Raw genomic sequence first — 20,256 nt, 5'->3', positions numbered from 1 at the left:
GCATAGAATTGAAAGCGGCATTTCTTAAAATGGTAATCATTGGAATAAAGAATTGAGGACGAATCACATACATCTTTTGATAGCGATGCGATTTATCAACAATACCCGTGTTATATAATTCGTTTTCTGGCTCTAACATAGAAACAAGAACAGCATATTCACAATTCTTTTCATTACGGTCTTTATCTAATTCTTTTAAGAAATCTTCATTCTTATGTTTTGTAGCCGTTTTGTCATTTTCGTTTTTCATTTCAAACATAATGGAAATGATTTCAATTCCATTCTCATCTAATTCACGATAGATATAGTCACCCTTAGATCCTGTACGAGCATCATTGTCTTTTTCAAAGTATGCATTTTGAAAGCCTGTTGCACGAAGTTTATTGAATTCTATTTCACAATGCTGTTCTAAAGATTCACCAATCATTTTAGTAGACTGTTTTAATTTGAAATCTTTATAGTAGGCAATCTGCTCATCTTTGGTCTGTAGTAAAGTATCGTATTTTTCCTGCAAACTCTTTTCTTGAAGCTGATATTTCATTTTATCCTGTTCAATTTGATTCTGTAGATCTTGTTTAATACTCTTTACATTCAATTCGTTTTCAACCTTGGCTTTATCCATATCTTGTTTTAAAGACTGGATTTCAAGGTTCTTTTCATTTAATTGAGATTGGTAAGTATTTTCTAGATTTGCCTTTAATACCTTTTCATTATTTGAAATGTTACTCTTTAAAGCTTGGATTTCATTTTCCTTTGCCTGCAGCTGTAATTTATATTCTTGTTCAGTCTTAGATTCGTTGATTTTATTCTGTGAAAGAATCTGTTCTAATTTGGCATTGAGTTTAGATATCTCCAAATCTTTTTTGTTTAACTGCTCTTGAAATTCTTTTTGTGTTTCAGTTTTCGTTAACTGCGTACTTGCTTCTAACTTTTCTTTTAATGAAATGACTTCTTGTTCTTTATCATTTTGTTTTTGATTAAAATCCGATTGTAGCTGTTTGATTTCAAGCTCTTTCTTATTTAATTGTTCTTGATAAGCCTTTTCAGTTTCACTCTTGATAATTTGTTCAGTTGACTTTAATTGTTCTTTTAAAGAAATGATTTCTTGTTCTTTATTTGCCTGAAGCTCTTTGATTTCTAAAGTTTTCTGACTTAATTTAGATTCATATTCTTTTTCTAATTTAGATTGAATAACTTGATTTGAATTCTTTTGCCTTTCATTTAATTCTTTTTCAAATTCTTCATTACGAACTTGTTGTAAGATTTCATGATATTGACTCTCATCCACCTGAAATACAGTTCCACAATTGGGACATTTTATTTGACTCATAAGGTACCTCCATTTTAAAAGATTATAATCATTTAACTGACAATATTTATGTCTAAAACTAGATTAATTATAATATTTAAAAAAAATCAAAAAAAGACTTGCATAATATAAAATCACATGGTATATTTAATAGGCATTCAGCGAATGGGCCTGTAGCTCAGGTGGTTAGAGCGCACCCCTGATAAGGGTGAGGTCGTTGGTTCAAGTCCATTCAGGCCCACCATTTGCTGAAGATATGGGGTGTTAGCTCAGCTGGGAGAGCACCTGCCTTGCACGCAGGGGGTCATCGGTTCGATCCCGATACGCTCCACCAATTTTAAAAAGTAAGTCATCTTCGGATGGCTTTTTTTCTGTATAAAGGATGGGTTATGTATATACAATATTATGATTCACCATTAGGTAAAATGTTATTGGCTGCCGATGAAATTGGATTGATTGGCGTTTGGTTTGAAAATCAAAAATATTATGCGAATGGTTTAAAAGAACCAATTGAAGAAGAAACGGCTGTTTTAAAAGAAACAAAAGAATGGTTAAATCTTTATTTTAGTGGTAATAAACCAAAAGTTTTGCCTAAAATGCATCTAATTGGAACAAAGTTTCAAAAGAAAGTTTGGCAACTACTTCTTAAAATACCCTATGGTAAAACTATGACATATAAAGACATCGCAAGAATGATTTCTCCATCAATGTCAGCACAAGCGGTGGGAAGTGCTGTAGGACATAATAAAATCTCGATTTTGATTCCTTGCCATAGAGTGATTGGATCCAATAATAGTTTAACTGGATATGCAGGTGGAATCGAAAGAAAAGAATATTTATTAAAATTTGAAAAAAAGAATGAGATTTAATTTTGGATTATATATGAAAAGACACAAATAAATTGTGATTTGACAAATTCAAAAAAAGCGAACCCCTAGGGATTGCAGTCCCTAGGGGTTCTTTCTTATCTTTCAATGCCAAATACATTATAACAGAAAATTTAAAACTTTATAATAAAATATAAATTATCTTTAGATTGTTTGGATCAAATTAGGTATTTAACTGGATATGCAGGTGGAATTGAGAAGAAAGAAAAATTATTAGAAATTGAGGGTATATATGAGTAATATGTACCATTTTTTTGATGGATGTAAAATATAGATTTGAATTTACTGAAAATAAATGTAAGAAAATGCTTGCATAAATGAAAATGTGGTGTTATTATAAACGCACAAAACACAAGGAAATGGAGTAGTAAAAGGAAAGTCTTTGTTAGAGAGTTGTCGGTTGGTGCAAGACATAAGAGATGGAACTTTGAACTTACCATGGAGTGGTCAGGTTGATAAGACTTGGACGTAGGCTTAACGTTAATAAAGCAGGATGTGATAGCATCTGAAATGAGTGCATTCTTAAATGAATGAAGAAGAGTGGTACCGCGGAAGTATTGTAATTCTAACCTTTCGTCTCTTCTGTCTAACAGGCAGCAAGAAACGATTGGTTTTTTTGTTAGCTTGTTGTGCACGCTATAGGAGGAAAAGTATGAAAGCACAAAAAGTTGGAAAAATGGCGATATTTTCGGTAGGCGCCGTATTATTCTCAGCACATGCTGGAGGTGGATTTGCCACAGGAAATCAGGCAAATACATATTATGTAGGTATAGGATGGACTGGTATTGTGAGTGCCATAATAGCTATGTTGCTATTGATATTGACAATGCGAGAAGCCATGGTGATGTATAATCAGAGAAATTTGGCAAGCGCAAAGGAATTGTTTGAAAACTTATATCATCCATTCGATAAGTTGGAAATCTTATTTGAGATTTTCTTTAATATCATGGTTTTGATGGCAGTTGCAGCAGCTATTAGTGGAGCTGCAAGTGCATTACAACAATACTTTGGATTTAATTATTATGCTTGTGTCGTTACGGTTGGAATCGTTGTTCTTTGCTTAACAATTTTTGGAGCCAACGTAGTTCGTATGGCAAGTACATATATGGGTATGGCTATTTTGGTAACAGCCATTGTTATTTATGGTATGGGAATCATGAAAGGTCAAAATATTGGGGCTATTTTAGCAAATGACTTTTCTGTAAATGGTTTTATGAATATGCCTAAAGCCATCTTAAATGCATTTACATATGCAGGATTTCAATGTGTGACATTACCAACGATCGTAGCATGTGGAGCTATTTTACCAGATCGAAAATCTTGTTCAAAAGCAATGTGGATCTCATTTGTGATGAATGCTGTCGCATTAGTATTAAGTGTATTGATGTTAATTTCTTGGAAGGGTGTTTATGGAGAAACAACTCTACCTACATTGACAAGTTTAAATGCGATGAATGCTAACTGGATGGTTGTTGTATATGGTATTTGTTTATTACTTTGCTTAATTTCTACAGCAGTAACAACAACATTCGGATTTGTGGCACGCTTTGAAAATATTCGTGTTTTAAAGAATGTAGAAAATCCAGTGAAGAAAAGAATTATTGTATCTGCATTTATTATTGTGGTATCCATGACAATTTCTTTAGCCGGATTAACAAATATTATTAAATATGGATATGGATATTGTGGATATTTAGCTATCGCAATCATTATCGTTCCATTCTTAACTGTAGGTGTATACAAGAATTATCATACAAAAAGTGTTGAAGTAAAAGAAGGAGTAGAAGTTTATGAAAACAATTGAAATGTCTAATTATTCAGTCGGAGAAAGTTGTTACAACGAAATCCCAGGTGTATGTGAAAAATACAATGTTAAAAAAGTTGTATTGATTGGTGGTAAAAGAGCTTTGGCAGCTGCTGAGCCAAGAATTCGTGAAGCCATTAAAGAGACTGATATTATTATTACAGATTCAATTGTATATGGTATTGAATGTACTATGACAAACGTACATAAATTGACTTCAAATCCAAACGTACAAGAAGCCGATGTTATCTTTGCGATTGGTGGAGGAAAAGCTATCGATACTTGTAAAACCGCATCCATTGAAATGAATGACAAAATGGTTTTCTCATTTCCAACAATCTGTTCAAACTGTTCGGCCGCTACAGCTATTGCCGTAGTATATGATGATAATGGAGCATTGGACCACTATTCATATCCTCATTGTCCAGCACACATCTTTATCAACCCAGATGTTATCGCAAAAGCACCAAGTGAATATTTCTGGGCCGGAATTGGGGATGCGTTGTCTAAACAATGTGAAGTTGAATTCGCAACACAAGGAAAGACTTTAGATCACACGGCTACAATGGGATTGGCATTAGCGAAAACTTGTACTGCACCATTGTTGGAATATGGTAAACAAGGTATGGAAGATTGTAAAAATGATACAAATTCAGCTGCAATCGAAGCTATTGCCTTGGATATTGTCGTATCCACTGGATATGTTTCAAACTTAACAAACCAACCAGAATATTATTATAATTCAAGCATTGCGCATGCCTTCTATAATGGTAGTTGCTCAATTGCACGTGATGGACACCACCTACATGGTGAAGTTGTATCCTTTGGCGTATTAGTATTGTATGCATATGCCAAAGATGAAGAAAATTTAATGAAAATGGCAAAATTCAATAAATCAATCGGCTTACCAGTGACTTTAGCGGATGTGGACTTGGATGAAAGCCATTTGGAAGCTTTGACTGAAGCGGCTACAAAAACAAATGAGTGGAAAAATGCACCTTTCCCATTCACAAAAGAAGAGTTTATTACCGCTATTAAAAAGGCAGATGCAGTAGGTCAAAGTTTATAAGAGATCGAGAAATCGATCTTTTTTTTCTGTTTTAATATTGTTTTCACATGAAAGGATTAGAATGAAGGTGTATGTGAAATTTTGTGATTTGTAGGCTGATTTGATAGGTATGTTATAATTGGTGATGTAGGTGATAAAAATGTTACTGTTTTTTAAGAGTTTACCAAGACTAGTACGCAGTGCCAATAAAGATATGCACCGTCATTTCTCGATGACCTTTTCTTCCATTGTATCGATTGGCATTGCTTTATTAATGGCTTTGTTTATATTTGTGATATATATGAATGTCGGAGGATTTACGAGTCAAATTGAAAATGAATTTATGATTCAAGTCTCTTTAAATCCAACACTAGAATATGAAGAAATTAGTGAATTATCCGATTCAATTTCATCTCTTGCTTCCGTAAAAAAAGTAACGTATTCAAGTAAAGAAGAGGAATTGGATGCGTTGATCAAAGAAAATGGGGCGATGTTTAAACAATATAAGGGAGAGGACAAGAACCCTTTATATGACGTTTTGAATGTGGAATTAAAAGACAACACAAAAATTTCAAAAGTGACAAAGAAAATTTCAAAAATGGATGGTGTTGTTCAAGCTACATATGGAGGTAGTGCTATCAACACGATGATTCAACTGTTTAAAAATATCCGTGTATGGGGAAGTGTCTTTGTAGGATTGATGGTTTTGATTGCCGTATTCTTGATTCGAAATACTATTAAAATGACAATTTTAGTACGAAAAGATGAGATTGCGATCATGCGAACAGTTGGTGCCTATAACTGGTATATTTCTTTACCGTTTGTATTAGAAGGAATCTTTATCGGCTTTTGGGGTGCATTAGGCCCTGTTTTGATTTGTATATTTGGCTATACAGGACTTTACCACGTAATGAATGGTATGTTTTTTAGTGACATGATGAGTATGCTGAAACCATATCCATTTGTATTGTGTACTTCAGGCGGCATTCTTTTGATTGGAATGGTTGTAGGAATGCTAGGAAGTTATTTAGCCGTTAGAAAATATTTGAGGTGGACACGATGAGAAAATATAAATTATATGCAGGTTTTCTAAGTTTAGCTATGGCCTGCTCATTAATCATGCCTGTTTCAGCAGAAGACTATTCGGATACAGAAGCCTGGTATGCCAAGTGTAGTCAGGCACAAACTTCACAAGCTGGCGTAAAAGCTTGTCAGGGATTTCAGGAATATCAGAAGAATCGTAAACAAAGCCTGCAAAACAGTATTGAAACTTATACTTCAAGCATCGCTTCTTTGCAGAGTGATACGACAAAAATGGAGCAGCTTGCCAAGGAACAAAAAGAATTGGTTTCCAATCTACAAACGCAGATAAGTGAAAAAGAAAAATCGATTGAATTGATCGAAAACAACATTAAAGAATTGGAAGAGAAGATTCAGGCAAAACAAGCTGAAATTGATGCTTGGAATGCACAAATCGAAAATCGTATGAAAAATGAACAAACAACGATTGGAACCAATATGATTATAGACTTGATCATGGGATCGGATAGTTTAAGTGATATGCTTCGTCGTATTTCTGGAGTTGAAAGAATCACAGAAGATGATCAGTCGCAAATTAAAAAGTTAAATAAATTAAAGAAAGAACTTGTTTTGCAGCAAGATGAACAAAAACGTTTAGATGAAGACGCAAAAAGTCAAAAGGCAGAATTAGAATCGCAAAAACAGCAGGCCAGTGAATTAGAGGAATCTTATAATAAACTGGTTGAAGAATATCAGAAAAAAATTACAGAATTAGAAGCACAGAAACGTTCCGCACAAGTGGACATGAATAGCATTCGAGACTTTGTGATTTCAACAAACTTCTCAGGATCGATTGAATCCGTATCTGGATTTATACATCCTGTACAAGGTGGAAGTAAAAGTGCAGGTACATGGGCATATCCTGGTGGAGGCATGCACTTGGGACTAGATTGGGCAGCTCCAATTGGTACAACTGTAGTAGCTCCGGCAAGTGGTGTTATTTTATATGCCGCAGCCCCTGTAGGAAGCAACTCAGGCTATTTGGGTAACTGGTCAGGATATCCTTATGGTGGTGGAAACACAATAGAAATGTTGTGTAATGTGAACGATACACTTTATGCCGTAAGTTTCTGTCACTTGTCGCAAACAATCTACGTAAGTGCAGGACAAAGCGTTTCACAAGGACAAGCAATCGCATTATCGGGAAATTCAGGAAATTCAAGTGGGCCACATACACATGTTGAAGTCTATAATCTAGGTTCAATGTCTGTAAGTGATGCGGTAGCTCGTTTTAGTGCGGGTGCTGATTTTGCGTGGGGAACAGGCTGGTCAGGCACAGGTACTTCTTGTGAAGCTGGTAAAGCAGCGCCTTGCAGGGAAAGACCAGAAAAGTTCTTTAGTTAGGAGGAACATTATGATTGATTTAAAAGATGTTTCAAAAGCATATCCCAATGGAGTACATGCTTTAAATCATGTCAATTTACATATTGATAAAGGTGAATTTGTTTATGTGATTGGAGCCACAGGTTCTGGTAAATCTACATTGATCAAAGTGCTAAATGGAGAAGAAGTTCCAGATGAAGGTACAGTTATTGTAGATGGTATTAATGTAGGGGCTTTAAAACATAGAAAAGTTCCGTACTATAGACGTAATGTTGGCTGCGTATTTCAAGATTATCGTTTACTTCCAAAATTAACTGTCTTTGAAAATATTGCCTTTGCCCTAGAAGTTGTGGGTATGCCACGCAAACATATTCGTAAACGTGTAATGGAAGTATTAGAGCTTGTTGATTTGAAAGAAAAGGCTAGAAGTTATCCAGACGAATTATCTGGAGGACAACAACAGCGTGTAACGATTGGCCGTGCCATTGCGAATAAACCAAAAGTTTTGATTGCGGATGAACCAACAGGAAATCTAGATCCCGAAAAGAGTTTAGAAATTATTTCATTATTAGAAAAGATCAACCAAAAACTAGATACAACAATCATGATGGTTACACATGATAAAGTATTGGTTGACCGCTTTAAAAAACGTACGATTATGTTAGACAAAGGATATGTGATTCACGATTCGAATAAAGGTGGGTATAAGAGTTTATGATGAAAGGTTTACGTACTTTTTTATACGAATTGAAGTATGCCTTTCTCCAAATGAAAAGACATATTATGTTGTGCTTTTCTGCCATTAGTGCCATTGGCATTACCCTACTTTTGATTGGTTCGATATTGATTATTGGATTACACGTTAATTATTTTTCGAATGATGTTCAAAAAGATTTGAGTATTCACGTTATTTTAAATGAGGATATTGATGATGAAACAGCTATATCAAGTATTCAGAGTGAAATATCTAAATTAAAGAATGTTTCAAAGGTAGAAGTATCCTCTAAAGATGATGAACTTGAACTTATGATCAAAGAAAAGGGAGATGCTTTTAAAGCCTATCGAGGAGAAACAAATCCTTTATCCAATGCTTTCTTTGTTTATGTAAAGAATGCTTCTTCTATCCGTAAAACAAGTGCGCAGATTCAAAAAATTGATGGCGTATCCAGCACGGCTTTTGGAGGAGACAGCGTTACAAGCTTAGTAGACATGTTGAATATGATTCAAAAGATTGGTTTAGGCATTGTTGCTTTATTGATTCTATTGTCTTTATATTTGATTTATAACACGATTCGAACGACAATTGATTCAAGAAGTGATGAAATCATTATTATGCGTACAGTAGGTGCAACGAATGGTTTCATCAGTAATCCATTCATTGTCAAAGGTATTTTTATTGGACTACTTGGATCTATCGTTCCATATTTATTGGTGCATTTTGGATATGAAAAGCTGTACGAAAGTTTAGACGGAAAACTATTCACACCTATGTTTGCCCTATTTAAACCAAGTACAATCAGCTTTCAAGTAGGACTCTCTATCATTCTTGCAGGAGCTTTGATTGGTGGGCTCGCATCCTTGTTTGCGGCAAGAAAATATTTGAAAATGAAACGATAAAAACATTGCAGAATAAAGGATTGTTTCGTATACTTTCTATATGGAATTATTGGGGCGAATGATTCGTCCCATTTTGTTTTAGAACAGGATGAGCTTATGAGAAAAAAAAGTCAAACAATATTGATTACACTACTATGCATTGCATGTTTTGGCGCAGGCATAAGTGTACCAGTTATTTTAAATAAAAAAACGACAGGAAATAGTAAAGAACAAGAAAAATTTGATACCATTTATTCAATTTTGAATTCAGATTGGTATTATTCGAATAAAATCAAAAACTTGGATTCCAAACTTATGGAACAAGCTATTGATGGAATGACAACTCTAGATCAAGATGCTCATACAAACTATTTTGACTTAGAACAAGCCAAAGCCTTTTCGAGCAGTCTTGAAGGAAGTAATGTAGGATTAGGAATCTCCTTTTATTTAAATGAAAATAAAAACTTCGTTGTATCCAACGTATACATCAATTCAACAGCGGATAAGAAAGGCTTAAAACCCCAAGATGAAATTATTTCATTAGATGATTTAAAATGTAGTGAAAATGATTCAGATACAATCATTAAATATATTAAGGCGCATGAAGGGCAGAATGTTAAGACAAAATATCTTCGTGATGGAAAAGAATATACGACAAATTTGATTCCAGGTACTTTTGATTCAACGGTCGTATGTAACGTATACGAAGATTATGGAGAAATTGTTCTAACGAGTTTCTCAGAAAATAGTGGCAAAGATTTCTCAAAGGCAATGTCTCGCCTACAAGAAGCGGGAATTAAAAAGTTGGTCTTAGATTTACGTAATAATGGTGGCGGCTATTTAAATGCGGCATTGGAAATTTCGAGTTCTTTGATTTCGAAAAAGTCAGTTGTCTTCAAGGAAAAAGATAAAGATGGCAAGTTCACTAAACAAATGACAAAAGATGAATTCAATCAAGTCAAAATGGACAAGATTGTTGTTCTACAAAATGAAAATACGGCAAGTGCAGCCGAAGTTTTGATTGGTGCTTTAAAAGATAATTTAGGGGATACAGTGACTACAGTAGGAACAACATCTTACGGTAAAGGTACCGAACAAGTTACAGTACCATTCTCAGATGGAACAAGTTTTAAGTATACAGTGGCACGTTGGTATACGCCAAAAGGTACAAGCATCAACAAGAAGGGTTTTAAACCAGATGTTGAAGTAAAACTTGGAGAAGTGAAGACAACGTCCTATTATAAAGTCAAGAAAAAGGATGTCATCAAAAAAGACAGCGTGGATGATAATGCCCAAGCTTTACAAGTATATCTGAAGTATTTAGGATATGATGTGGATCGAACAGATACATATTTTTCAAATACCAGCTCTCAAGCTTTGGCAAGTTTTCAACAGGACAATCGTTTAGAAGTAACGGGAGATTGTGATAAAAAGACGTGGGATCTTTTGATGGAAAAAGTATTGTTGAAGATGAATGAAACACCAAGTGATGATACGCAAAGACAAAAAGCGATAGAAGAGGCACAAAAGTAAGTATAAACTTACTTTTGTGTATTATATATATGTGAAGGATGTGAGCATATGGAAAATCAGTTTGAATTAGTATCTGAATATAAACCGAGTGGAGATCAGCCAGAAGCTATTAGGGAATTGGTTTCTGGTTTAAAAGAAGATAAAAAGTTTCAAGTATTGTTGGGAGCTACAGGAACTGGAAAAACATTTACAATTTCGAATGTGATTGCCCAAGTGAATCGACCAACCTTGGTGTTTGCACATAATAAAACTTTGGCGGGACAGTTGTATTCTGAATTTAAAGAATTTTTTCCACATAATCGTGTGGAATATTTCGTCTCTTATTTTGATTATTACCAGCCAGAAGCCTATTTGCCAAAAACAGATACATATATTGACAAAAACACAAAGACCAATGAAGAATTGGATATGCTTAGAATGGCAGCTGTAAATAGTGTTTTAGAACGAAGAGATACGATTATTGTAGCTAGTGTTGCCTCTATTTATGGTGCTAGTAATCCAGAACAATATCGTCATATGATCTTTACTTTAAGAAGTGGACAGATCATTGAAAGAAATGAATTGATGCTGGCATTGGTACATCAACAATATAAGCGTAATGATACAGATCCATTAAGAGGAACTTTTAGAGTACGTGGGGATGTCATTGAAATTACACCAGGGCATACGGATCGTTATTTAATTCGTATTGAAATGTTTGATGATGAAGTGGAAAGAATCTGTGAAGTCGATCCAGTAACAGGACATGTCAATCAGTCTTATCAGTTATATATTATTTATCCAGCTAACGGCTATGCGTCAAGTATGGATATCATCAATCATGCAGCAGACACAATTCAAGAAGAATTGGATGAAAGATTGGCTTATTTTGATGAGCAGGGTAAACCATTAGAAAAAGAGCGTTTGGAACAACGATGTCGCTACGATATAGAAGCATTAAGAGAATTTGGCGTATGCCCAGGTATTGAAAACTATTCAAGGCATATTGATGGCAGAAAACCAGGTGAAAGACCTTATACACTATTTGATTATTTCCCAGACGATTTTTTACTTGTAGTAGATGAAAGCCATGTTTCGTTACCACAAATTCGTGGCATGTATAATGGAGACCGCGCAAGAAAACAAATATTGGTAGATTATGGCTTTAGACTTCCAAGTGCTTTAGATAATCGACCTTTGCGTTTTAATGAATTTGAGGGGTTGATTAAAAATGCCATCTTTGTATCCGCAACACCAGGAGATTACGAACTGGATCAAACGCATGGGGAAATTGTTGAACAAATCATTCGTCCAACAGGTCTTTTAGATCCGGAAGTCGAAGTGCGTCCTATTGAAGGTCAAATTGATGACTTAGTAGATGAAATCAAGGAGCGCATTGAAAAACATGAAAGAACTCTAATTACGACGCTAACGGTTCGTATGGCCGAAGATTTAACTTCCTATTTAAAGAATTTGGATTTAAAAGTAGCGTGGCTACACCATGAAGTTACAACGATTGAACGTACGGAGATCATTCATGATTTACGCCAAGGAAAATACGATGTGCTTGTAGGTATCAACTTATTAAGGGAAGGTTTAGATATTCCGGAAGTCAGCTTGATTGCGATATTAGATGCGGATAAAGAAGGTTTCTTGAGATCAAGACGATCATTGATTCAGATTATTGGTCGTGCGGCACGTAATGCCCAAGGTAAAGTTATTATGTATGCCGACAAAATTACAGAAAGTATGCAGGAAGCCATAGATGAAACCGCAAGACGTAGATCGATTCAGATGGAATATAATGAAAAACATGGCATTGTTCCAAAGACAATCATCAAACCAATCCATGATGTAGTTCGTTCTAAGGAAACTAAGGAAATGGCGGCTAAGTATTTGAAAAAGAAAAAGTTGCCGGCAAAACAAAAGGAAAAGATGATCAAAGAATTAGAACAGGAAATGAAAGAGGCAGCTCGTACTTTAGATTTCGAAAGAGCGGCGCAACTAAGAGATATCTTGTTTGAGATGAAAGGTGAAAAATAACGTGATTCAAAAAAGAATGGAATTGTTGTAGTAGGTGCGATTTTTGTGGATATTAAAGGCTTTCCACAAGATATATATGTTCCTGATGGGAGAAATGCAGGATATATTGAGTATATTCATGGTGGTGTAGCACGAAATGTTGTAGAAGATATTGCGAATTTAGGTTTAAACTCAACATTTGTTAGTATTGTTGATAATACGGCATTAGGAGAAGATGTTAAACAGAGATTGCAAAATCGAAATGTGAATACAGATTATATGAAATCTATCGAAAACGGTATGGGTACATGGCTAGCTGTTTTTGATCATAATGGAGAATTAGCGGGTTCAATATCTCATCGTCCGAATTTAATGCCGATCTATTCAATTTTAGAAGAAAATGGAGACACAATTATTGAAAATAGCGATTCTGTGGTGGCTGAAATAGATATGGATGAGGAAATTGTTGAAAAAGTTGTTTATTTATGTCAAAAACATAATAAAAAATTATTTGGTGTTGTCAGCAATATGAATATTGCGATTGAAAGAAAAGATCTTTTGAAGCAATTTGATTGTTTGATCTGTAATCAATTAGAATCGAGTATTCTTTTTTCAAGAGATTTTAAAGAGATATCAGCAGAAGAATTAAGTCATACATTGATTGATGAACTGCAGCAATCAGAATTTAACTCTTTGATTGTAACACTTGGTGAAGCGGGATCTTTATATGTGAAAAACAACGGTGAAAGCGGCTTTTGTCAGGCTCGTCAAATCGAGGTAAAGGATGCAACAGGAGCAGGAGATGCATTTTGTGCTGGGACAAGTGCTGGACTAACTTATGGTAAGAGTATGCTTGAGGCTATGAAGATAGGTAGTCATTTAGCTAGTTCTGTCATAGCTTCGTGTGAAAATGTATGTCCTTGTTTTTCACAAGATAAATTTGATATTGTGAAAAAATAAACAAATTAGTTGCATGATGGAAGATTATGTGTTATTTTATTTGCGAACATAGATTCAATGAGTTCTTCGGGGCAGGGTGTAATTCCCTACCGGCGGTAAAAGTCCGCGACCCACGCAAGTGGCTGACTTGGTGTAATTCCAAGACCGACAGTATAGTCTGGATGGTAGAAGACACAAAAGTATTTTTTGTATTTTTTAGACCCCGAGAAGATTTTTCTTGGGGTTTTCCTTTTGGAAGAGCTTATCCGAATCAAAAGGAGGTAAAAAGATGAAAAAATGGAATGTTCAAACAATTGTATTAACGGCGATGCTTGCAGGTCTTGCAGGAGCTTTGATGTCACTGGAATTCTCTTTACCAATGATGCCACCATTCTACAAGATTGATTTTAGTGATGTACCAAGTATTATTGCTCTATTTAGTTTAGGTCCTGTATCTGCCACTTTAGTAGAAGTTATTAAATTAGTTGTAAAAGTTGTGACAGTAGGAACAAACACTGCTTATGTGGGTGAACTCGCAAATCTTTTAGGCATTGTTCTATTTATTTTACCAACATGGTTTGTGTACAAGAAGATGAATAAGACAAGAAAAGCTGTTATTGTCTCTTTAATTGTTGGAATTCTAATTCGTACCGTATTCGCATGTTTCTGTAATGCATGTATTACTTTGCCACTATATGCCAAAGCTATGGGAATGCCGTTAGATTCTGTTGTGCAGATGGTAGGTTCTGTAAATCCAAGTATTAAAGATTTAACTTCATTTATTGCACTTGCGACAATTCCATTTAACTTGATCAAAATCTCAGCTAACTACATCATTGGATATTTCTTGATGGAAAGATTGGCTGCCATTCGTCCAAGCTTTAAATTTATCTACGAGGCAAAATAAGTATGATTTGTAAGTATCAAGAATTAACACGTTTAGAAATGGAACAAGTCGATCGAGAAAACACAATTGTTTTGATTCCATTAGGGGCATTAGAACAACATGGAAATCAAGCACCACTTGGTACGGATACACTCATTGCCACAGCTATGTGTGACTATATTGAAAAAGAGTTAAAGGACGAGGACATAAATTTATTGTTGTTTCCAGTCATTCCAGTCGGATTGAGTACGGAACATAAAGAGTTTTGTGGCTCCATTACATTTAAACCTATGACTTACTATCATATGTTGTATGACATATGTGAAAGTCTAGCTCATCATGGCTTTAAAAAATTGGTTCTTCTTGTATGTCATGGTGGAAATGCACCGGTCGCCAATTTGATTTCTAGAGAAGTAAGAAGTGATTTTAAAGTGTATCCATTTGTATTAAACTCAGGAGCCTTTGATCATCCAGCTGTAAAGGCAACGATTTCTAAAGGGAATACTTTTGATTTTCATGGCGGAGAAATGGAAACTTCCATGGTCATGGCAATTGATGAATGTTTAGTTAAGTTAGAAACAAGTGAAAAGGGTATTCCTAAAAATACAGCTATGAAAGCACATTTGTCTTGGCTTGCATCGGATTGGGTAACTGAGCAGCAAAAACCAATTGGGATTGGTGGAGATCCAAGGGGCGCCACTAAAGAAAAGGGAGAAATCATTTTATCAATTAGCGCAAAAGAAATTGTTAAGGATTTGATTTTAATTCGTGACTTTAAAGAATAATATTTTGAAACGGTTTACATTTGATAAAAATGCGTTCACTCTTTATAATTATAAGTATGATAAAAGTAGCCATATTAGAATATGAAAAAGAAACTAAGGACATCGTTTTTCAATTATCTAAATTGTTTATGCATGAGGATTGGTGTTTTCGTCATTACTTAAAGGCGAGTGATCTGGCAAAACGGATGAAGGAAGAAGAGTATCAATTATTTGTGTTTGATGAAATGTTTAAGACGAATCGTATTGAAAGTGTATTTGTACATGATAATCCCAATGCGATTGTGATTTATGTGTGTGAAAATCCAATTAAGACGCGTGGCGATGATGAAAGAAGTCGTGTGTTCTATATTTCAAAAGAAAATATCGCAGATGACATTTCAGCTTATGATCAAATGATTCGTTCGCAATGTATTCAAAGTCATGTATATGAATTTAATTATGATGGAGTTCGTATGAATCTTTCGTATGAAGATATCTACTATTTGGAAAAGAATGAAAAGATGGTGTATTTCTATACAAAAAAAGGCGTTTTCCATAAGCGTGATAGTATGAATGCACTTGAAGAAGTGTTTAAAGAGTTTGGCTTTTTACGAGTACACGTATCCTATATTGTGAATTCTAAATATATTGTGGCTTGGTATAAAGATGAAGTTGAGCTTATAAACAAGGTTCTGATTCCTGTTTCGAGAGGAAAAAAGCGAAAGATATCGATGAAATAACCGGTTTTACCAGTAAAAAGGCGAGTTTTACCACTTGCCTTTTCTTTTTGATTTTGTTGGTTATAATGAAAGTGTAAAGAGAAGTAAGAGCAGAGAAAACTTCTCTTAAGACAAAAAGAGAGCGGTGAGAAGATGACAATAACATAGAGTTGAAACGGAAAGTTTTAACTATAAAAAGTTGAAGCTATGGAGAGAAGGCTCCAAAGGTTAAGCTAGAGGAATTCTAGAAAAAACATTCAGTGGAACTTAACAAGAAAAGGAAATAGGATTTAGATAAAGGGTTTTTATCGAGTGAATAATCACAAAAAGGATAGAGTACTTGGAATGTTAAGGATATCATCCAATCTAGATCATGGAACTTAAAGATACTCATATATGGTCATACTTGAGAAAATGCTTAAGGAAAATGAATAGAATAAAATCATAATGTGGATGATAAAAAATTGGATAAGGTAGAAAAGTTATCCGGTTTAAAAAAAGTGAATAAATAAATCAGAGCAGATGGAATGTCTGCTCTAATTTTTGTATAATTGTCTCGGTGATGAAGATATGGAAATTAACTATTATGATAATCCATTCGCATCCAAAAGAACGAATGTGATTGCACGAAATGGTGTAGTTTGTACAGGAAATAATTTAGCTACACAAGCTGGTTTAAGAATGCTTATGCAGGGTGGAAATGCCGTAGATGCGGCCATTGCGACGGCAGCTTGTTTGACGGTTGTAGAACCATGTTCAAATGGGCTTGGATCCGATGGATTTGCGATTGTATGGATGAAAGATAAGATGTATGGCATGAACAGTTCAGGTCATTCTCCATATGCGATTTCGGCAGATAAAGTGGATGAAATTCCAAAACGAGGATGGATTCCAGTTACGGTGCCTGGTGCAGTAAAGGGTTGGAAAGCTTTAAGTGAAAGATTTGGTTCTTTGCCGTTTAAAAAGTTATTAGAACCTGCCATTGATTATGCAAGAAATGGATATCCAGTCAGTGCAGAGATTGCTCGTATGTGGAAAAAAGCATTAAATGCGATTCCAAATAGTGAGGAGTTTAAGAGCTGGTATGATACTTTTACTTTTGATGGAAAAACACCTGAACCAGGACAGATGATTTGCATGCCAAAACTTGCGGATGCACTAGAAAAGATTGCTGATACAAATACAGATGCTTTGTATTATGGAGAATTGGCAGATCGTATTGATGAAGAATCTAAAAGATTTGGTGGATTCTTACGAAAACAAGATTTAGAAGATCACAAGGTTGAATGGGTCAATCCAATTCATGTAGATTATCACGGCTATCAAGTGTGGGAATTACCTCCTAATGGACAGGGCATTGTGGCTTTAATGGCTTTGAATGTTTTAAATAATTTTCAATTTAAAGATAGAGATGTGGATTGTATTCATACGCAGATGGAAGCTTTAAAAATGGCTTTTGCGGATGCCAAAGAATATGTTACAGATCCTAAATGTATGAATATGCCAGTGGATGATTTGATAAGTGTTGATTATGGTAAACAAAGAGCAAGTCAAATTGGTCATTTGGCTTTGCCACCAAGGGTAGATAAGCCGCATGGCTCCGGTACAGTCTATTTGTGCACAGCAGATAAAGATGGCAATATGGTTTCATATATTCAATCAAACTATATGGGATTTGGTAGTGGCATTGTCGTAGATGGAGTTTCCTTACAAAATCGTGGATATGATTTTAGTTTAGATCCATCTCATGTGAATTACTTGATGCCTCATAAAAAGACGTATCATACAATTATTCCTGGTTTTTTGACAAAAGATGATAAACCAGTTGGGCCTTTTGGTGTAATGGGCGGTTATATGCAGCCACAGGGACATATGCAAGTTGTCACAAACATGATTGATTTTCATTTAAATCCACAGATGGCTTTAGATGCCAAACGATTTCAGTGGATAGAGAATATGAAATTTATTGTTGAGCCAGGCTTTGATGAAAATATAATTACTGAATTAAAGAAACGTGGTCATGAAATTGAAATAGAGTCCGAATTAGCAATGTTTGGGCGTGGACAAGTCATTATTCGATTAGAAAATGGTGTCTATGTTGCAGGATGTGAATCAAGGACGGATAGTAATATTGCTTGTTATTAAAATTATGTGATAAAATCATAGTAAATAGAAAAGTTGAGGAATTATACATGAAGCTTTTAGCTACAGATTATGATGGTACATTACGTTATGCACAGGATGTAATGCCAGAAGATTTAAAATCGATTGAAGAATGGAAAAATAAGGGGAACAAATTCGTGATTGTGACGGGTCGTTCTAAAGAATCGATTGATGCGCAAATCAAATTATTTAATTTACCATGTGATTATTTGATCACAAATAATGGTGGTATGGTTTTTGGTGAAAATGGAGATGTCTTGTTGTCGAATTATTTGAATTTTGATGTTTGTGTAGACATTTTACATAATGTTAAAAAATTAGACACTGTGATTAGTTATGTTGTAAATGATGGAATTCACCGTCATCGTATTGTATTGCAGCCAGATGCAGTGGATCATCGTTATCCAAATTTAAAACCAGATGTTACGGAAGCCGAATTGTTGGATATGACACATTTTGCGCAGATCGTATTATCAATGGAAGATACAGATTCAGCTTTAGAAGTGGCAAGTAAAATCAATGATTTGTATTATGAACAAGTTGTTGCTTATCCAAATAATTTCGTTGTTGATATTGTACCAAAGGGGATTTCTAAAGCGACAGGTATAGATTTCTTGATTGAATATGCGAATATCAATGAAGAAGATGTATATACAATTGGTGATGGACATAATGATATTCCATTGATTGAATTTGGTGTGCATGGTTCAGTTATGTCGTGTGCAGATGAAGATGTAAAAGCACATGCTCAAGTTGAGTATGATTCAGTAAGTGATTTAATTTCAAAAAATTTATAAATAAAATAAGGGGGTATTTTAGATGAGTTTCAGCTTATCTGATATTACATTCCTAATTCGATTATTATTGGATATTTTAGTAGTATGGGGATTGATATATTCTGGACTAAGAATTGTGCGTAATAATTCACGTACGATCCAACTTGTGAAGGGTGTATTGATTATCGTTTTAATCAAGGCTTTAGCTGTATGGCTAGGCTTAAATGCTTTAAATTATTTGATTGAAATGTTCTTGAATTGGGGAGTTGTCGTTATTTTGGTTGTTTTCCAACCTGAAATTCGTGGTATGTTGGAGAAAGTTGGTAAAACAACAGCTATCTTAACAACGGATGTCTCCGTTTCACAAATTCAACAGATGATCAATGAATTGGTAGAGGCATGTACAGAAATGTCAAAATCAAAGACAGGAGCCTTGATTTCTATCGAAAGAACACAGAGCTTGTCCGATTTTATTCGTACAGGAATTGTGATGGATTCGGAAGTTTCAACTGAATTATTAGGAACAATATTTCAGTATGGAACACCAATGCATGATGGTGCCGTTATTATTCAGGGGAATAAAATAGCGTGTGCAGCAGCTTATTTTCCTCCAACCACAAAGGATCTTCCTAGTAAGTATGGAGCAAGACATAGAGCGGCTGTCGGTATTAGTGAAATTACAGACTCAATCACAATTATTGTGAGTGAAGAAACAGGAAATATTTCAGTTGCGGTCAATGGCCAGTTAACGCAATATCCACCAGAAGGTTTACAGCGTTATCTAACAAATATGTTAGTGACAGAATCAAGTCAAAATCCGTCTTCAATTCTTGTTCCTATGTTGTCTCAAGCCAAGTCCATGGGCAAACGTGCTAAAAAGCAGACTGAGGACGCAAATAAGGATGAGCGTGTGAAGGCAATTGAAATTGTGAATTTATATGAACAGAAAAAGGAGGGCAGTCAACATGGAATCTCCAAATAAGAAGAGCCCTTCTGTATGGTTTAATGAGTTGCGTGGTTTACTGACTTTGATATTTCAAAAAGTTAGTAAACTCGTAGACCGTGTATTATTTGATAAAAAAGGATCTGTAATTATTTCTTTGGTTTTATCCATCATGATTTGTGTTGTGATCAACTATGAAGATATTAGTTTAAAATTGTTCAACGATACAAGAACAACTGTGGATCTAAGAAATGTAGCTGTTGAAGTACTAGCAGATACAGATAAATATGATGTGGCTGGTGTGCCAAGTACAGTAGATGTTTCATTAACTGGAGATGCGACAAGTATTCAGGTATTCCGTTCAAAGGGTAGTGTGCAAGTCGTAGCTGACTTGAAAAAATATTCGGAAGGTGAAAATATCATCAATTTAAAGGTAAAGAATTTGCCAGAAAAAATTGAAGCTGTTGTAGATCCTGCTACAATTG

The 20,256-nt window shown here is 34.8% G+C and carries 17 protein-coding genes, 2 tRNA genes, 1 pseudogene, 1 riboswitch and 1 other annotated feature; of the genes and pseudogenes, 19 read left to right on the top strand and 1 reads right to left on the bottom strand.

The annotated features are described in order from the left end of the window. Positions 1 to 1,330, bottom strand: a 1,330-nt coding sequence (locus tag ACZQCL_RS00795) for a DUF2130 domain-containing protein (protein ID WP_482481530.1), incomplete at its 3' end; no start/stop codon positions are given. Between the two features lie 146 nt (positions 1,331 to 1,476). On the opposite strand from ACZQCL_RS00795, the gene ACZQCL_RS00790 reads away from it, so the two are divergent. The 19 genes and pseudogenes from ACZQCL_RS00790 to ACZQCL_RS00700 form a co-directional block, all read left to right on the top strand. After that, positions 1,477 to 1,553: transfer RNA gene (locus ACZQCL_RS00790), tRNA-Ile, on the top strand. A gap of 14 nt (positions 1,554 to 1,567) precedes the next feature. Then, a tRNA-Ala gene (locus ACZQCL_RS00785) sits at positions 1,568 to 1,643 on the top strand. A 55-nt stretch (positions 1,644 to 1,698) separates the two neighbouring features. After that, on the top strand, positions 1,699 to 2,178 hold the full coding sequence (locus ACZQCL_RS00780; protein WP_482481528.1) for a methylated-DNA--[protein]-cysteine S-methyltransferase: 480 nt from the start codon (positions 1,699 to 1,701) through the stop codon (positions 2,176 to 2,178). Between the two features lie 363 nt (positions 2,179 to 2,541). Beyond that, positions 2,542 to 2,780 (top strand) — a binding site (T-box leader). Between the two features lie 68 nt (positions 2,781 to 2,848). Continuing rightward, on the top strand, positions 2,849 to 4,000 hold the full coding sequence (locus ACZQCL_RS00775) for a YkvI family membrane protein (protein ID WP_482481526.1): 1,152 nt from the start codon (positions 2,849 to 2,851) through the stop codon (positions 3,998 to 4,000). After that, positions 3,987 to 5,069, top strand: a complete 1,083-nt coding sequence (locus tag ACZQCL_RS00770; RefSeq protein ID WP_331865353.1) for an iron-containing alcohol dehydrogenase family protein — start codon at positions 3,987 to 3,989, stop codon at positions 5,067 to 5,069. The genes ACZQCL_RS00775 and ACZQCL_RS00770 overlap by 14 nt, the downstream gene beginning before the upstream one ends. Positions 5,070 to 5,208: 139 nt before the next feature. Next, positions 5,209 to 6,111 (top strand): permease-like cell division protein FtsX, encoded by a 903-nt coding sequence (gene ftsX, locus ACZQCL_RS00765; protein WP_227991029.1) that lies wholly within the window; start codon positions 5,209 to 5,211, stop codon positions 6,109 to 6,111. Beyond that, a complete protein-coding gene (locus ACZQCL_RS00760; RefSeq protein WP_227991028.1) occupies positions 6,108 to 7,472 on the top strand; it encodes a murein hydrolase activator EnvC family protein in 1,365 nt (454 codons plus the stop codon). Before ftsX (ACZQCL_RS00765) ends, ACZQCL_RS00760 begins: the two co-directional genes overlap by 4 nt. Before the next feature lie 10 nt (positions 7,473 to 7,482). Continuing rightward, positions 7,483 to 8,169, top strand: coding sequence for a cell division ATP-binding protein FtsE (gene ftsE / locus ACZQCL_RS00755; protein WP_227991027.1), 687 nt, complete (start codon positions 7,483 to 7,485; stop codon positions 8,167 to 8,169). Beyond that, on the top strand, positions 8,166 to 9,068 hold the full coding sequence (ftsX, locus tag ACZQCL_RS00750) for a permease-like cell division protein FtsX (protein WP_482481523.1): 903 nt from the start codon (positions 8,166 to 8,168) through the stop codon (positions 9,066 to 9,068). Before ftsE ends, ftsX (ACZQCL_RS00750) begins: the two co-directional genes overlap by 4 nt. Before the next feature lie 96 nt (positions 9,069 to 9,164). Then, positions 9,165 to 10,580: a S41 family peptidase gene (locus ACZQCL_RS00745; RefSeq protein WP_333672225.1), complete on the top strand. Its 1,416-nt coding sequence runs from the start codon at positions 9,165 to 9,167 to the stop codon at positions 10,578 to 10,580. 48 nt (positions 10,581 to 10,628) lie between these two features. After that, entirely contained in the window at positions 10,629 to 12,602 is a 1,974-nt protein-coding gene (gene uvrB / locus ACZQCL_RS00740) for an excinuclease ABC subunit UvrB (RefSeq protein ID WP_482481521.1), read from the top strand. Positions 12,603 to 12,647: 45 nt separating this feature from the next. Continuing rightward, on the top strand, positions 12,648 to 13,541 hold the full coding sequence (locus tag ACZQCL_RS00735) for a PfkB family carbohydrate kinase (protein ID WP_482481519.1): 894 nt from the start codon (positions 12,648 to 12,650) through the stop codon (positions 13,539 to 13,541). Between the two features lie 58 nt (positions 13,542 to 13,599). Continuing rightward, a riboswitch (FMN riboswitch) is annotated at positions 13,600 to 13,718 on the top strand. 91 nt (positions 13,719 to 13,809) lie between these two features. Then, positions 13,810 to 14,427: an ECF transporter S component gene (locus ACZQCL_RS00730; protein WP_227991023.1), complete on the top strand. Its 618-nt coding sequence runs from the start codon at positions 13,810 to 13,812 to the stop codon at positions 14,425 to 14,427. A gap of 2 nt (positions 14,428 to 14,429) precedes the next feature. Beyond that, a complete protein-coding gene (locus ACZQCL_RS00725; protein ID WP_482481517.1) occupies positions 14,430 to 15,191 on the top strand; it encodes a creatininase family protein in 762 nt (253 codons plus the stop codon). A gap of 56 nt (positions 15,192 to 15,247) precedes the next feature. After that, positions 15,248 to 15,910, top strand: a complete 663-nt coding sequence (locus ACZQCL_RS00720; protein ID WP_227991021.1) for a LytR/AlgR family response regulator transcription factor — start codon at positions 15,248 to 15,250, stop codon at positions 15,908 to 15,910. 549 nt (positions 15,911 to 16,459) lie between these two features. Further along, a complete protein-coding gene (gene ggt / locus ACZQCL_RS00715) occupies positions 16,460 to 18,034 on the top strand; it encodes a gamma-glutamyltransferase (protein WP_418562355.1) in 1,575 nt (524 codons plus the stop codon). Between the two features lie 47 nt (positions 18,035 to 18,081). Further along, the gene (locus ACZQCL_RS00710) at positions 18,082 to 18,849 is read left to right on the top strand and encodes an HAD-IIB family hydrolase (RefSeq protein WP_482481515.1); all 768 of its coding nucleotides are present in this window, start codon (positions 18,082 to 18,084) and stop codon (positions 18,847 to 18,849) included. A 22-nt stretch (positions 18,850 to 18,871) separates the two neighbouring features. Continuing rightward, positions 18,872 to 19,810, top strand: a complete 939-nt coding sequence (cdaA, locus tag ACZQCL_RS00705; protein WP_118115365.1) for a diadenylate cyclase CdaA — start codon at positions 18,872 to 18,874, stop codon at positions 19,808 to 19,810. After that, positions 19,794 to 20,256, top strand: a pseudogene (locus ACZQCL_RS00700) (CdaR family protein); the annotation flags it as partial. The gene cdaA and the pseudogene ACZQCL_RS00700, both read left to right, overlap by 17 nt.

This window comes from Holdemanella sp. (assembly GCF_056804935.1).
Note: the sequence above shows the minus strand (reverse complement) of the source record. Positions and strands in the feature narration are given on the sequence as shown.